At 41.0% G+C, this 14,252-nt stretch carries 15 protein-coding genes; 1 reads left to right on the top strand and 14 read right to left on the bottom strand.

The window, feature by feature from the left end; all coding sequences use genetic code 11:
* Positions 1 to 12 precede the first annotated feature (12 nt).
* Positions 13 to 396, top strand: a complete 384-nt coding sequence (locus tag JEY82_RS00210; protein ID WP_304081471.1) for a pancreas/duodenum homeobox protein 1 — start codon at positions 13 to 15, stop codon at positions 394 to 396.
* Between the two features lie 74 nt (positions 397 to 470).
* On the opposite strand, the gene JEY82_RS00215 is transcribed toward JEY82_RS00210, so the two are convergent.
* From JEY82_RS00215 to JEY82_RS00280, 14 genes are all read right to left on the bottom strand, one after another.
* Positions 471 to 3,074 (bottom strand): radical SAM/SPASM domain-containing protein, encoded by a 2,604-nt coding sequence (locus JEY82_RS00215; RefSeq protein WP_304081473.1) that lies wholly within the window; start codon positions 3,072 to 3,074, stop codon positions 471 to 473.
* A 67-nt stretch (positions 3,075 to 3,141) separates the two neighbouring features.
* Complete coding sequence (locus JEY82_RS00220; protein ID WP_304081476.1) at positions 3,142 to 4,269, bottom strand: class I SAM-dependent methyltransferase; 1,128 nt, start codon at positions 4,267 to 4,269, stop codon at positions 3,142 to 3,144.
* Complete coding sequence (locus JEY82_RS00225; protein ID WP_304081477.1) at positions 4,266 to 5,117, bottom strand: sugar nucleotide-binding protein; 852 nt, start codon at positions 5,115 to 5,117, stop codon at positions 4,266 to 4,268. Before JEY82_RS00225 ends, JEY82_RS00220 begins: the two co-directional genes overlap by 4 nt.
* Positions 5,118 to 5,135: 18 nt before the next feature.
* On the bottom strand, positions 5,136 to 6,203 hold the full coding sequence (locus JEY82_RS00230; protein ID WP_304081479.1) for a radical SAM protein: 1,068 nt from the start codon (positions 6,201 to 6,203) through the stop codon (positions 5,136 to 5,138).
* 20 nt (positions 6,204 to 6,223) lie between these two features.
* A complete protein-coding gene (locus tag JEY82_RS00235) occupies positions 6,224 to 6,883 on the bottom strand; it encodes a class I SAM-dependent methyltransferase (RefSeq protein ID WP_304081481.1) in 660 nt (219 codons plus the stop codon).
* Positions 6,884 to 6,903: 20 nt separating this feature from the next.
* Positions 6,904 to 7,512 (bottom strand): hypothetical protein, encoded by a 609-nt coding sequence (locus tag JEY82_RS00240; RefSeq protein WP_304081483.1) that lies wholly within the window; start codon positions 7,510 to 7,512, stop codon positions 6,904 to 6,906.
* Positions 7,513 to 7,514: 2 nt separating this feature from the next.
* Positions 7,515 to 8,162, bottom strand: coding sequence for a bifunctional 2-polyprenyl-6-hydroxyphenol methylase/3-demethylubiquinol 3-O-methyltransferase UbiG (locus JEY82_RS00245; protein WP_304081485.1), 648 nt, complete (start codon positions 8,160 to 8,162; stop codon positions 7,515 to 7,517).
* Positions 8,163 to 8,189: 27 nt separating this feature from the next.
* Positions 8,190 to 9,116 (bottom strand): transketolase family protein, encoded by a 927-nt coding sequence (locus tag JEY82_RS00250; protein ID WP_304081488.1) that lies wholly within the window; start codon positions 9,114 to 9,116, stop codon positions 8,190 to 8,192.
* Complete coding sequence (locus JEY82_RS00255) at positions 9,106 to 9,912, bottom strand: transketolase (protein ID WP_304081491.1); 807 nt, start codon at positions 9,910 to 9,912, stop codon at positions 9,106 to 9,108. The genes JEY82_RS00250 and JEY82_RS00255 overlap by 11 nt, the downstream gene beginning before the upstream one ends.
* Positions 9,913 to 9,954: 42 nt before the next feature.
* Positions 9,955 to 10,989, bottom strand: a complete 1,035-nt coding sequence (locus JEY82_RS00260; protein WP_304081493.1) for a hypothetical protein — start codon at positions 10,987 to 10,989, stop codon at positions 9,955 to 9,957.
* On the bottom strand, positions 10,976 to 11,605 hold the full coding sequence (locus tag JEY82_RS00265; protein ID WP_304081495.1) for a hypothetical protein: 630 nt from the start codon (positions 11,603 to 11,605) through the stop codon (positions 10,976 to 10,978). The genes JEY82_RS00260 and JEY82_RS00265 overlap by 14 nt, the downstream gene beginning before the upstream one ends.
* Before the next feature lie 10 nt (positions 11,606 to 11,615).
* A complete protein-coding gene (locus JEY82_RS00270; RefSeq protein WP_304081498.1) occupies positions 11,616 to 12,686 on the bottom strand; it encodes a radical SAM protein in 1,071 nt (356 codons plus the stop codon).
* A 14-nt stretch (positions 12,687 to 12,700) separates the two neighbouring features.
* Positions 12,701 to 13,267: an SIS domain-containing protein gene (locus tag JEY82_RS00275; protein WP_304081501.1), complete on the bottom strand. Its 567-nt coding sequence runs from the start codon at positions 13,265 to 13,267 to the stop codon at positions 12,701 to 12,703.
* Positions 13,257 to 14,249, bottom strand: coding sequence for a hypothetical protein (locus tag JEY82_RS00280; RefSeq protein ID WP_304081504.1), 993 nt, complete (start codon positions 14,247 to 14,249; stop codon positions 13,257 to 13,259). The genes JEY82_RS00275 and JEY82_RS00280 overlap by 11 nt, the downstream gene beginning before the upstream one ends.
* Positions 14,250 to 14,252: the final 3 nt, after the last annotated feature.

Genomic DNA, 14,252 nt, shown 5'->3' on the forward strand with positions numbered 1-14,252 from the left:
AGGAGAAACTCTATGGGTCAGTATGGTGATGTTTTTATCGATCAACTGCTTGAATCTCTTTTCCCGGCAAGCCTTTCTAATGATTTTTTTGAGGCTCTGTTCGGAGATGCGGAAGAAGGCAGTTATGATATTGAGCTTGGATATGTTGGAGATTCAAGCGATATTTTGAATTTTGAGTTGCGTTTAAAAGAGCGTCCCGGATGTTGTCTTGCTTGTAATTTGACTTATGGGTTGCCACAGGTTTTTTCGCGTCACCCCATTATTAATATTCAAGGGCTGGCTGAAAAAATTGGCGAAGCAGTGGGTAAAAGCGAAAACGTAAGTTGGAAACTCGGTTCCACGCAAGAGAAGAATAAGCAGTTGCACGTTATCCCGTTGATAGTTTCCCTTTCATAATCAATTGTTGAAAAATAGACTTTTCGGGTTGGAAGACCTTTGGCGGGAGCCAAGGTCTTAAGGCTTTGATTTGTTTACCTCTCTCTTACGATCTCTTTAGCCGCTCTTTGTGATTCTCTGCTGCTGCGGATTAAATTTGCAACCATATATTTAAGTCTTCTTACAGGAACAACAGCTGTCGCCGGGCAACGCAAGCACACCGGATCTGTGATTTCTCCGGTTATCAGTTGTTTTCGCAAGTCGGAGTATTCAGCATTATGCATTACTTCACTTATAGAATCGTCAGGCCCGATTTTGCCCATTGATTTACCGCGTATACAACAAGAGTATAAATCTCCGTCGGGCATTATGTAAGCAGAGTTCCACGGGTACAGACACTCTCTTGTTTCTCCCGGTCCGGGGATTGCCGCTTTCTGCTCATAAAATCTTCCAATGCCCTGAATATTTTGCATCGGTGATCCGAGTTCAACAGGTTTTACTGCTATATCAATGTTGACATCGAATTCCGCTTTGGCTTGTTCAATGGCTATCTTGTTTTCAACCATCTGGTCCCAATTTGCTTTGAGACTAAGTGAAATGTTGTTTTCTTCTGCAATTTTGCGAGCGGCGTTGACCTGTTCTACAGCTTTAAGGAAATGGTTGTCTTTCAATGCAAAAATACTGTTTACAGGCAAATTATGTTCATCGAAATAGCCTAAATCGTTGAGCTGTATTTCCGTTACATGATTAGAAGCGGCCATACATACCAGGTCGACTAATTGCGGAACAATCTCATCAACAAGGGTGCAGCACCATTGAATTCTGGGTTGTTTCCGGCCGTCTTTAATAGCTGCTGCATGAATTTTATGGATATTTAAAAACATGGTTTTGAGGTTGGCAGGGGGGCGAATTTCTTTAAGTGTTTTTTCGTCAGCAGTATCAATACTCAATTGAATATGATCGAATCTGCTTAAAATGCGGTGCTCTTCATTCGTTAAATTCATATTAAAATTTGAACAGATATGTAATTTAATTGCTTGATTCAGAAGTTCCTGTGCATATTTCGTCCACCCTTTACGGTTCAGCATTTCACCGTAGAAACCAAGATTAGAGTGTTTAACCCCTGTGTTCTTAATATAATCAACGATTTGACGAACCATTAATTCGTCCATTTCCTTAGTACCTTTAGAGGTGAGCTGAAAACAAACCGTATCAAGAACTGGAGCCGGGTATTTTAAGTCATGGTCAGTAAGAATTTCAGAAAAACAATGACTTTTTTCAATCTCGGGATATGTAAGAATAGAATTGACGAACGCCTCCGCTTTCCGGCTGATCTCATTCCATTTTTCACTTATCGGATTACAGTGAAAATAAATTTTATGTGTTACATATTTCCGATGGAATTCATCCGTATAATCCTTCATCCATCCTAAAAGAGAACTCATCTCAACTTTTGCTTCAGTTTGAATAATTCTTGTTTCGCGTTCGCTTAAATCAAAGCCGATCATTTCATCTGAATCCTGCACAATATAAATGTCATCAAAATTTCCGCATATTTTTTGAACGCAATCATCATCAACAGTTCCATTAAATGAATGTAGTTCTTTAGGATAAACCATTATAGGGTGCAGGTGAAAATTGTGAGCCAATACCCCCTCGCCAGGAACTTCCCAGAAAAGTTGAGATGGCCATCCACTGAATTCTTCAGCATCAACAAAACAGCTTTTTGTATCAGGATGCCAACAATCAAGAGCCATTTCAACTAAGTTTCTTCCTTTGATAGGAACTTCTAGTTTGCCGTCTGAGAAAAACTTATTATTCATAGCAGGTAGAAATTCTTCTTTAATGACTCGTGTTGTCCCCACCATAATTGCTTTATATCCCTTTGCTGATTTCTGATAAATAACTCTAAATGTTGAGTCGGAAAAAATGTCATCGGGAGGCAAAAAAATTAAACGAGCTCCGGCTTGGTGAGCTTTGCGGACAGAGTGTTTATGGCAAAGAGTCATCATTTTGTATTTGTTTTTTTCGTCTGTGTAGCACTGGTCAATAAAATAAATGCGAACGTCTATGGTTTCTTTAAGATTAGTAAAGATTGGGGAAGATTTAATATATTCAGCATTTTCAGGAGTAGTGTAGATAATGTATAGCGACCGCGAATCTGTATTCAGGGCATCAAGATTCCCGGCACCGAGTTGAGTTGGCAATACGGAATTCATAAAACAGGAAGTAAATTCTTCACCCCATACAACTGTTATTGCATGGAAATAAATTTTATCAGGTTTATTCAGAGGTTCATCTGGATTGATTCTGAAATCTTCATAGGGGAATATATCAAAGTCTGAGGAATTGTATCCGTGTTGGAAGTATTGTTTGCGGATTGTTTCATTCTCAGGAGCTAACGAAAAAGCTTTGTATAACAGCTTTTTCGCTTTTTCATCCTGTTCAAGGCTGGCATAGGTTTCAGCCAGCTTAGTTGAAAAATTTAAATCAGGTTCAGTTAAAGCCGAATATTTTTCAAAAAAATAAATAGCAAGGGACGATTCGCGGCATTGCAGAGCTATATTGGTCAGAATTTTTAGAGCGCGGGTATTGTCAATGTCAGACTTAAGAACTCGTTTAGCTAATATTTCAGCAGCCAGAAATTTTTTATGAGTAAGAAGAAGAGTCGCTTTGTCCAGCATTTCTGCATTTATCATTTTTTCTCCGAATGAGAATAAAAACGTTAAATAGGTTTAAATATAAATGTGATCTGCAATAAAAAACTTATGAATTGGGTATGACAAATTCTATTTCAGGGTATTGTATACTTAAGCGAGCGGCAATTTTACCTGCAAACTTTGGCAAAAATCCCATTATGACTGCTGCGCCTGCGGGAACTTTTTCAGGGGAAATAATAGGAATTCCCATATGAAATTTTCCATGTTGAGTCGGGTTTTCATCGACAAAAAAAGCAACTTTTTCTTCAAGGGATGCGGCCAGCCATGTTCCTGCTACTGCTGTTCCGAATATGCCTATTATCTTTTCATTGGATTTTTGTTTTGAATCTTCGGCAAGTTTTTGTAGCCAGAGCAGACCGCTGTTCAGATCCACTTTATTTTTACCGGCATCAACTGATATTTCATTGTCCGTTCCTGTTTGAGCAACGAAACCGATCTCTTTTGCTATCCATTGATCAGTTACATGCTTTATTGAGAAGCCTGATTTTCGGGCTGCAACAGCGAGTGTTTCAGGTGTAAAGTGGGAACAATGATCACAAACCATCAAGTCAAAAGGGTTGTCATTAAAATATGAGGTTTGCACTATAAGGAGTCCGCCCGGAAGCAACAGCTGTTTTATTTTTTTTAAAATTTCAATTGGATTGATAAGATGTTCAATTACATAAGTCATCACAATTACATCGAATTGATTTGAAACGCTATCTAGGTCGCCCGAGTAATAGCCTTCTACGCCATCTACGGAAAGAATGTTTTCCTGCCTGCTGGACTGCTCATGTCCGTAAAGATTCCAATGCGGTTTCAGTTCATGAAATTGTTTTAACAAAGATCCGTTCCCACACCCTATATCGAGTAGTTTTCCAGATTGGTTCAAGGGGAACATTGAGAGAAATATTTCCAGTAGAACTCTGCTTCGGGGGGAGGGAGAACCAGTGTCGGAAAACAGGAGAGGTTCACTGCCCTCACTTAACGGGTACATTTCATATTTGGAATATATTTCATTTATGTCCGTCAGCCACTGCTCAGAAACATTTTTTTGAGGGTGCCCGCATGAATTGCACACCATAAATTGTCCGGCTCTCGGCCATGGTTTGCAATCGGAAGTTATTCCGTGAAAAGGAATAAGGTCTTCGAATATATGCAGTTCAGAGTTTCCGCATACTAAACAATGTCTCACAGTTTTGCCTCTGAGTTATTCGGTACTAATATTTGGGGGATCATTTCCGGCATTTTGGGGAATTTCCAGTTGATAATATTTTCTGTTTCTGTTGCATCCAAAGAAGAAAAAGGAGGGCAATACATGTTCTTATTGCTTTTACATGTGGTCTCTTTAACTAGTTTTTTATCAAAGCCATAGTGTTTGCAAAGTCTTTGCGCAAAATCGTAATAGCTGACTTCTTCAGATGATGAGCAGTGATAAATACCTGTTTTGTCTTCTTCCATAAGTCTGCATGTTGCAAAAGCCGCGTCTCCTATCAAAATAGGAGCAATTGATAAGTCGGTGAACGCTGTAATTTCTTCTTGTTTTTGAAAAGAGTTTAACCAGTTATAAAGAATTCCTGATTCTGTAGTGAGGATTTTTGTGTACCTTACAATCGAAGCTTTGCTACTATTTTCATTTAAGAATTCTTCAACTTCAGCTTTTTGTTGTCCATATTTAGTTTGTGGGGAAGGATGCGCAGTTGGCCCATAAAAAGGTTTTTCTCCGTTGAAAACAGCAGTACTTGACGGAAAAAGAATTCTTGTTCCTCTTTGCATCAGATCATTGGCTAGATTAATGGTGTTTGTGACGTTTACTGTATAAGCTTTTTGATCTTTTTCGCATGATTTAAAGCCGGAGACTGCCGCAGCAATAATGGCCCATTCTGTTTTCGGGAGAGTGGTTACATCCACTTTGCGGGACAGATCGAGATAAAGGCAGCTTGAATTTTTACGTGAAGTTTTGAAAACGGAGTGGCCCCGTTTTATTGATTCATTCGCTAGACTTTTCCCGAGTGTTCCATCTCCGATAACAAGAATTTTCATCAAAGCTCCGCTCGTTGATTATACAAAAGCCAGATGATCTGGAGCGGCTTCCAGATATTCATGAATCAGCATGTTTTTGCTGTTTGCAACACAATGATGGTTGCAGTCCCGACTGGGGTCTATGCTGAAAAATTTTTCTCGATCATTAAACCAAAACTCTTTAAAGCGTTGATCCTTAATCGATCCAAGAACTCCGCTATCTAAATTATATGCTTTGTCGTGGCAGGAGTATATTCTTTGGTCGGCGGCAATTATTGGTTGCATTTGCTGATAAGGACACCAATTGTATTCTTTATTAAAAAAGACTTCTGACCGATGGTACGAGTCGAAAACTTCAAAATCGGCATCTGAAAGATCTGCAACCACCCGTTGAGTCTGCTCTTTAATTTTATTAAAAAGAGGATCATGGTAATCATTATTTTCTTTGCCGGAATTGCTTACGATGCAAGGCGAAAACTTTAAACTGTCGACGCCTAGATCTTTCAATCTCTGTCCCATTTCAAAAACATGATCAGCGTTGTCTTTGTTTATAATAAAATTGGCACCGAGAAAGCATTTACCTTTTAGCGATTTGAAATTTTCAATATTTTTTAAAACTTTATTGAATTCGTCCTCAGGTACACTTCTGTATTTTGCATAACTGGGACCATCCCAGCCGTCCATGGAAATTCGTATCCACGTTCCTTTATGTGCAAATATTTCGGCAGTTTCACCTGTCAGCAGACTACCATTGGTCAGAGCCGCAATACTAACGTTTCCGTCTGCAAGAGCCTGCGCTGTTTCGGCAAGATGAGGGTAGCAGAAAGGCTCTCCGCCACCGCTGAATGTTACAGCTTTAACACCCATTTCAATGATGTCCTCTACGATCTCAGCCATTTTTTTCGCAGGTATTTTATCCTTGATAACCATATCTTTTCCAAGCTGCATGTCAGAAGCCCTATAGGCGCAGTAGGAACAGTTGTGATTACATATGTTGGTCGGTTTAATGCGTATGTGAATAGGAGCGGTTGATTGTTCAGCTTCGCGGGGGAGAGAATCCAGCTTGTCCTGATAGTGAAATATCTTGAGGTTCGTGTAGAGCTGCATGAAATATCCTTGTATAAAAATTATTCAAAATATATGAATTCGTAATCGCCTGTGTAATTAAATTCTTTAAAAAGCCATTCCCATTCCTGTTTGTTGAAAAAAGATTCACAGGTCAGAGCCCAGCATTGGAGATTGAATAGTTCCTGTTCATTTCTGTAACTTTCAACGCATACATACTTATTCTTTCCAACTCTCTCCATTTCTTTGAGTGCTTTTTTAAGATCAAAAATTTGAAGATTATGTAATGAATTTATTGAAATAACCAGATCAAAATTATTGTCTTTAAATGGATAGGCAGATTCAGCTCTATGAGTGAAAAGTCTGCTTCTGATTTCTTTTGGAGCTCCGCTCAATCCATGTTGTGAAATATCAAAACCGTGCACGTCCATGCCTAGCTTATGTAATTCATAGAGCAGGAAGGCTTTGCCGCATCCCACGTCTAAAATTTTCGCTCCTTTTTTGAGCGAATAGGTATCAATTAGTCCCTGAGCCATTGGAGTCCAGCGCCCCTCCATATAACTGTAACCGCCGTATCCGAAACGACGGCTGCCGTCCCAGTAGTCAATCTCATATTCTTTGGCTTTGAGCATGCAAGCGACTTTGTCGTCTATCATCCGCGGTAGATATTCACGGTGTGTGCCCGTGTGAATCGAAGTAATTAAATTTAGCAGCTTGCCCATGCGCATCCTATTTTTTATAACTAACAGGCCAAAACAATCACTGCATCGGCGGGAGAGATGCAAGGATGAGGCTGTCCCTGCCCGAACATGAATACATGCTTAAAATTAGCAGAAGCAGCTTTTTTCAGAACCTGTGCAAGTTCGTCGCCTCTTCCTCCAGCTATCACTATTCCACCGTCAACAACAATACGGGAACCGTCCTTAAAAAATGATTCCCACTCTGTCCTGCTTTTGTGTTCGCCAATGTCAAAGCAGACCACTCCGGCGAAAAGTTTGTCAGCGGAAAGCAGTCTCTCAGTATTTTTTTCAAAAAGAATGTTTTCGGCAGGCCATGCTGCACGTATTTTTTCGTATGAATCAATAATGGGAAGGGCCGCGATAACATCTTTAGTTTCGCAGGCAACAGTCCATGCTCCAAGTCCTTCAAGCGGATCGAAGACAAGTGTTTTACCCTTGTCGCCAATCATTTTCCCTGCAAATTTGAACCATGAAACATGCCACATGAGAGAATATGAATCCTCAGTAAAAGCTTTGGAAAGTTTCGGACCGAGGGGAGAGTGATCGTTCCCGAATTCCTCAATCATTTCTTTCCAGCTTTCTTCAGGATTGTTTGTTTTTTGATCAGTCATACTCATCCTTGCTCTATCTTGTTACAGCCCACAGCAAAAAGATAATGGGACATAGGGTAGTAACCGGTGTGGACAATTTCATCGTTCATTGAAAAAATGAGCACTGTTTTGAAATATTTTTCAACTGTTGACTTGAGCCGATTGGCATCAAACATATTCACGTGCCCTTTTTGACTTTCAGGGGATGCGTAAGGCGTGCTTGTTGCGTTGGGAGTGCCTATCACGCAAATACCGTCACTATGAATATTATCACTGATGGTTTTAAAGAATGCGTCTTCGTCTTTGCCGTGAAGAATGTGTTCTATTACATCCAGACTGACGACCGCATCAAAAAAGCTTTCCTGAAGGCCCAGAAAATTTGTGTTTTCAAAGCGTACACTCTCCGTTGAAAAGTTCTTTTCAGCGGCTTCAATTGCAGGCGTATCAAGATCCAATCCTAAATATTTTTTTGTCCCTTTATGAAGCATCGGTGCGCCGATTCCTTCACTGCAACCTAGTTCAAGAATGCTTTCGCAACTATCCGTCATTTGTGCGGCAAAGGCATAGCGAGCCAGTACAAAAGCCAGCCTTTTGGGATCTTTTTTCAGATTGTAGGCCATGTGCGGAGACAATCTGATCTGTTTGTCTGCCTGTTTGTTTTTGTTCTTCATTGTGGATTCTTTTTAGTTATGCTGATGTTATTTTCGGAGCAGTTTTTGCGCTTCGCATAAAATATTTTCCGCAGTGATTCCTACGTGAGCAAAATGTTCAAGCTGCGAACCATAATGAGCAGAAAAAGTGTCTGGCAACCCGATACGTTTAAACCGTAGAGGTTTATCAAGGCATGCTTCCGCAAGAATTTCAGCAACAGCACCCCCCAGTCCGCCGAGGATTGTATTTTCCTCCACACTTATGACACATGAAGTGTTGCGGGCTTTGGAAATAATCATTTCAGCATCAAGGGGTTTAACTGTGGGCGTGTGAAGAATTGAGGCCGCAATACCTTCTTTTGCTAACAGCTCACTCGCCTTTTGCATCACTCCAAGCGTAACTCCGCAACCGACAAGCAATACATCTTTACCTTCCCCATAGCTGTAGGCTTTACCTATTTCAAAAGATTTTTCTTTAGTCACTATGGGGTCATACCCTTTGCCGAGCCTGATAAAAATGGGGCCCTGATGGCTCAGAGTATGAGGCATGATTCTTACCATTTCCTCAGCGTCAGCCGGAGACAGGATCGTCAGATTGGGTATGACTCTTAAAATGGACAGATCTTCGGTGGCCCAGTGAGTTGGACCTAGCGGGGCGTAAACCAGCCCGCCGCCGTTACCGATAAATCTTACGTTTAAGTTGTGCAGACAGGCATCAAGAACAATCTGTTCATAGCAGCGACGAGTCAGAAAGCTCTGGATTGTATTGATGTAAACAATCTTGCCTTCGTGAGCCATGCCGCTTGCCATGCCGACAGCGTGTCCTTCGGCTATGCCTTCCATAAAAAAGCGATCCGGCATTTCTTTTTGAAAATGACACAGGGTTCCCGCCCCGAGATCAGAGCCGATAAATACAACCCGGCTATCTTTTTTTGCAAGTTCGTAGACCTGCTCCAGACAAGCTTTACGCATCATAATCCTCGATACATTTAATCATCTGCTCATGTTCTTCCGCAGACATTTTTGTTTTATGATGCCATGCAGGGTTTCCTTCAGCAAACGGAATTCCTTTACCCTTCACAGTGTGGCAAATTATGGCTGACGGCTTGTCCTGTTGAAATGGAAGATCTGCAAATGCTTGCTCAAGTTCTTTCACGTTGTGCCCGTCCACTTCTTTTACCGCAAAGCCGAAACTTTTCCATTTGTCCGCAAAAGGTTCCAATCCCGAAATTTGTTCAGTGCATCCATATGATTGCAGTTTGTTGTAATCAATAATGGCGGTCAGAGAGCTGAGCTTTTGTTTTCCTGCGCTCATTGCTGCTTCCCATACAGAACCTTCACCGCATTCGCCGTCACCGAGAACCGTGAAAACTCTGCTGCTTGATCCATTTATTTTTAGCGCAGAAGCTATTCCCACGGCAAATGATAGACCATGCCCAAGACTTCCGGTAGCAAACTCAACTCCGGGGATTTTAGCTGTGGGATGTCCGCCCAGTAATCCGTCAAAGCGGCAGAAGCTGAACAATTCTTCCTCGGTAATGAATCCTTTTTCTTCCAGCATTACATATAGGGCAAGACAGCCGTGTCCTTTGCTGAGGATAAAGCGATCCCTGTCGTTTTGTTCAGGGGAGGCAGAGTTATATTTGAGTACGGAGTCGTAGAGAACCCGTACTATCTCAACTAAAGAAAGAGACGGGCCGATATGACCTCGCCCTGCATTATGCAAAACATCTACAATTTTTTTTCTGAGCAACTTTGATCTGTGATCCAAAGTCGACCTCCTGTATTATTAAAAATAAAATGTAATAATGGGTTAATAAGTCTCAAAAAGAGTATTAAGTATCTTTTTATCTTTAGCTAAAAAAAGTTTTGCTTTCTCAAGTTGAGCTTTTCTCAAATTTTGGACATTGTCCGGTGTTCCAGATGCGAAAGCTCGTCTTTTCAAGTTCTTATTAGAAAATTCGTTCAGCAGAATCAAACACCACTTTAAACGGAAAAGAGGTAAAAGTGATTTAAATCTAATTTCAAAGTTTTTGTCGTTCCTAAAAATTTCATTCATACCATAATAAAATATTTTTATATCTGTTTTCGTTAAGTTCATAGCAGGGTGAAGTAGGAAATCAGAAGCTGTTTTCACAGGATCATCCCATCCGAAATATTCAAAATCTACAAAATATAAGTTGTTATGACTGGTGCGTAACGCATTGTGAAATCCTAAGTCGGATGGACTTAATGTCCGTAATTTATCGGGCAGAGGGGAGTTCCAAGTTTCAATTCCGAGCTGGTTTTTTGCAAAAGTTGTGCTTTTTTCGAGTTCTTCTGAAAAATCTTTTTCCAAAAAAAGGCGCATTTCACGAAAAAGTTCATCCTCTTCGGGGATTGCCGTAAGAATATTAAACCGTTTGTTGATATTCTCCACAACTTCCGCTGGAGAAAAACATGCTTCCGCCGCAGAAGATATGTTGAGCGCCTTCCCGGTTGTGGAACTGGTTTTTAATTCCTTAAGAAATGTCAAAACCTCATGAATATCATTATTTTTGATTTTATCAACAGGAGTCCCGTTTATAAACGAATAGATGGCGGCCTGTTTAGAAGAATCAATGGCAACCGGAACTGGAATATTTTTAATCCGGTTTTGTGTCATAAAAGATATCGCAGCCCACTCCTGATCAAGTCTGCTAAGCCCGTCAGCTGTAAGCTGGGTATAGAATTTGACGGCGTAAGTTTCTCCTGACTCACAAAGGATTTTATATACTTTGCTGTTCCGTCCGGCATAGATTCTTTTTGCCGAAAGGACCTTTTTTTCTAAAGAATTATGGACAAGCTGTTCAATTTCAGATTGTCCCATTGTCTGTCCTTTTTACAATAAAATTACTGATTTCTTCGAATGTTGAAAAAACAGAACAGCCGGGTAGTTTGTGCCCGTCTTTTTCAGGAGAAAAAAGAATCTTATGAACATTATCAGGGAAAAGCGGTTCAGTGAAAACTTCTTCAAGATCGTCAATAAAGTAATGGTGACCAAGTTCTGCTATTTTTCTTACTTTCTCTTCTCTTGTAGAAAGAAAAAACATGTCATTTACTGACATTGAAAGAGTATCATTTGAGAAAAAGTTTGCTTCCGTTAAAAAATTCAAAGCACACTTTCGCAGGTCAATTTTCAGTTGTCCGTAGTTGGGGTAACGGGTTTTGTGGCTGACAATCTGAAAGGAGTGTCCGGCTTGTTTTAAGGTGAGAAGGCAGTCCCATACTCCAGACATCAGCTCAGCCTTATCAATCTCAGTTCCATATATTGCTACTTGAAGCTTCTGCCACTCTTCATCACCATGCAGCCGCCTGACTTCATCGCGTATGGAACGCTTGAGCATCGGTACGTTTTTTTGAATAAGTCCCCGCTCAAGTGCAATTTTATGCAGAGACTTATCATAGCGTATGATGGTGTTATCCAGATCAAATCCGATTAGCACAATAGGCCGCCTAAATGAAGTTTACATGAGGTCCGGGGTGACATAATTCCCACAGATATATGTTCATTTTGTCCATGCGGCAGTTTACTCTGCATTTTTGCGGATCAAGGTTGTCATTACACCAGCTGAGTGACTGAGCACGCTTATCGCCGTCCCATATTTCTTTGAAATTCTGTTCCCGGAGATTGCCGTATAAAAATTTATTATCACCTATGAAAATTCCACATCCCCAGATATTTAAATCAACATCCATGTATGACCAGAAAGGGAGAGCAAGGCAGCGCTCATATCCTTTGTCCTGCTCTTGCAGTCTGTCCATGGTTTTTTCGCGATATATCACTTTGAATGAGTCTGTTTCCAGTGCCCTGAGTTCTTTTCCAAGATCTACAAATTCTTCGTAAGTAAGACCCTCAAATTCTTTTGTAATTCCTTGAGGGTGTTGAGAATAGGGTTTTATTACAATGTAATCTAAACCTATGTCCCGGCACATTTCGGCCAAATTTATCATCTCGGATGCGTTTTCAGGTAGCAGTAGACTTTGCAGCCCTAAAACACAGTCGGAACCGGTTCTTTTGCGGATGGCGACGGCTTCTTTAAGGTTGTTCATAACCTTTTGAAAGTCTCCATCAGGTGACCTGTGTACTTCTTGATAGCTTCCGGGAGTTATTCCATTGCAACTGACTTTTACCCATGACAAGCCGTGAATTATCTTTTCCAGCTTATCAGGAGTCATGAGCACTCCGTTGGTGGCTATTCCTATATCTATTCCGGCTTCGGTTGTAGCAATACATATATCGGTGAATTTCGTGTTCATGAACGGTTCACCTTCACCCGAGAACACGATGCTTTTTAACCCTGTGTCAGCAATAGTGTTTATGCGCTTTTTGTAGATTTCATAATCAAGAAATTTTGGTACATATTCCATGAAATCATAGCCGCAGAATCGGCAACGATGGTTGCAGCATCCGCTTGGACTGACTTCCATAAAAATGGGACCGATATTTTCTCCGGCGAGCCATTTTGCAACTCTTGCGGGGTGGAGATGGAGTTTGTGTGAATCAATTTTATATTTATCGCTCATGAAATTTTCCTTTATCAGATATTATTAACAGAAACTGAATCCATCCAGTAGTGCAGGATGCAGGCGTGTCCTGTTTCTGCCATGCCATATGTTTCGGCAGGTAGCCAAAAGTTGAGATCGCCGATCTGTCTCATCTTGTTCGTCGGAGCCATGGCTGTGAGAGTTACAACCGAAGCTCCCTGTTCAGACGCAAAGCGGCAGGCATTAACAACATTCGGCGAGTTGCCGGAACTGCTGATAGCTACAAGCATGTCAGATGGAGTCAGCCGTCGTCTCAGAGGTTCGACAAAAACCTGATCAAAGGAAATGTCGTTGGCAAGGGCTGTAATAAGTGCCAAATCGGTAAAGACTTGCGTATGAACATGGGCATTTTTTGCAAGGTCGGCTGAAATGTGGCTTGCCATTGATGCGCTGGCGCCGTTGCCGACAAGATAGATAATATTTCCATTACTGCGAATTTCAACCGTCTTTTCTTTCCAAAACTCAAAGGCTTGATCACAAGTGGTATTAAACTCAGGTTTACATTCCACTTCAAGAGAGTTCAAGCAATTCTGTAATAAATCTGTATGTTTATTCCACAAAGTTTTGTCCTGCGGGTGATTTTTTTTTGATTGCTGTCCAGAGCTGCGGGATTGTATCGGCATGAAATCCTCGGACATAGTAGCTCCTTCCGCCATCTGCAACAGTTCGTATCAGCATAGTCTTCCATGGTCTGAAATAGTATTCGGCATTTGTTTTGGAGGCTTCAATATTTACCTTTTCAGGTAAATCATGCAAATCGCATACTAAGGTTGTAAAATGGCAAATGGCTTTTTCTTTGCCTGAAACTGTAGCTGCGTTGCGAACCATTGATAAGGCTTTGAGGTAAATTTCAGGAGCCATAACCGCGCTTCCGAAATTCATAACAACACCGCCCTCAAGGGATTCAAGAGCCTCTGCAAAAATTAGAAAATCAGTATAACTTGCCTGTCCGACTGCCGCACCATTACAATTCGGATGCTCATGGACGATGTCATAGCCTATGCCGACATGAACCGTTATGGGAATATTCAGCTCATAAGCTTTGGCAAAAAGGCTGATATCTGCATGGTCCAGTTTGTTCTTTACGATATACTCACCCACTGCCTCACCGAAACCCCGTCCGTCTTTAGCTGCTTCATTAATAATATCGTTCAGTATACCTGTTTCCTGCCATAATCCGAATTGTCCGTTTGATATGTAAGTTGCAACACTTTCAGTGGTTCTGCCGTGCAGCGCATATTCAAAATCATGAATTGCACACGCTCCGTTTACAGCAATACAGCTGATTAATCCTTTTTCCATTATATCGAACAGGTATTTTTGCATCCCCGAACGTAGAACATGAGCTCCGATCATGAGGATTCTGGAACTGCCGTTATCGCGTGCCGTGGCTAAGTTTTCAGCGATTATTTCCAGCGATGGATGGACTTTTTCACAAGGCGTTGGAATGGCTATTATTGAAGTGTCGAGGAGGCTTTTCCTTTCAGAAATGGGAAGAACCCTCAGTTTTGAGCGATCGAATAATTGATATTTGCTGGGCATAAA

It is taken from the genome of Maridesulfovibrio ferrireducens (genome assembly GCF_016342405.1).
Classification (GTDB): domain Bacteria; phylum Desulfobacterota; class Desulfovibrionia; order Desulfovibrionales; family Desulfovibrionaceae; genus Maridesulfovibrio; species Maridesulfovibrio ferrireducens_A.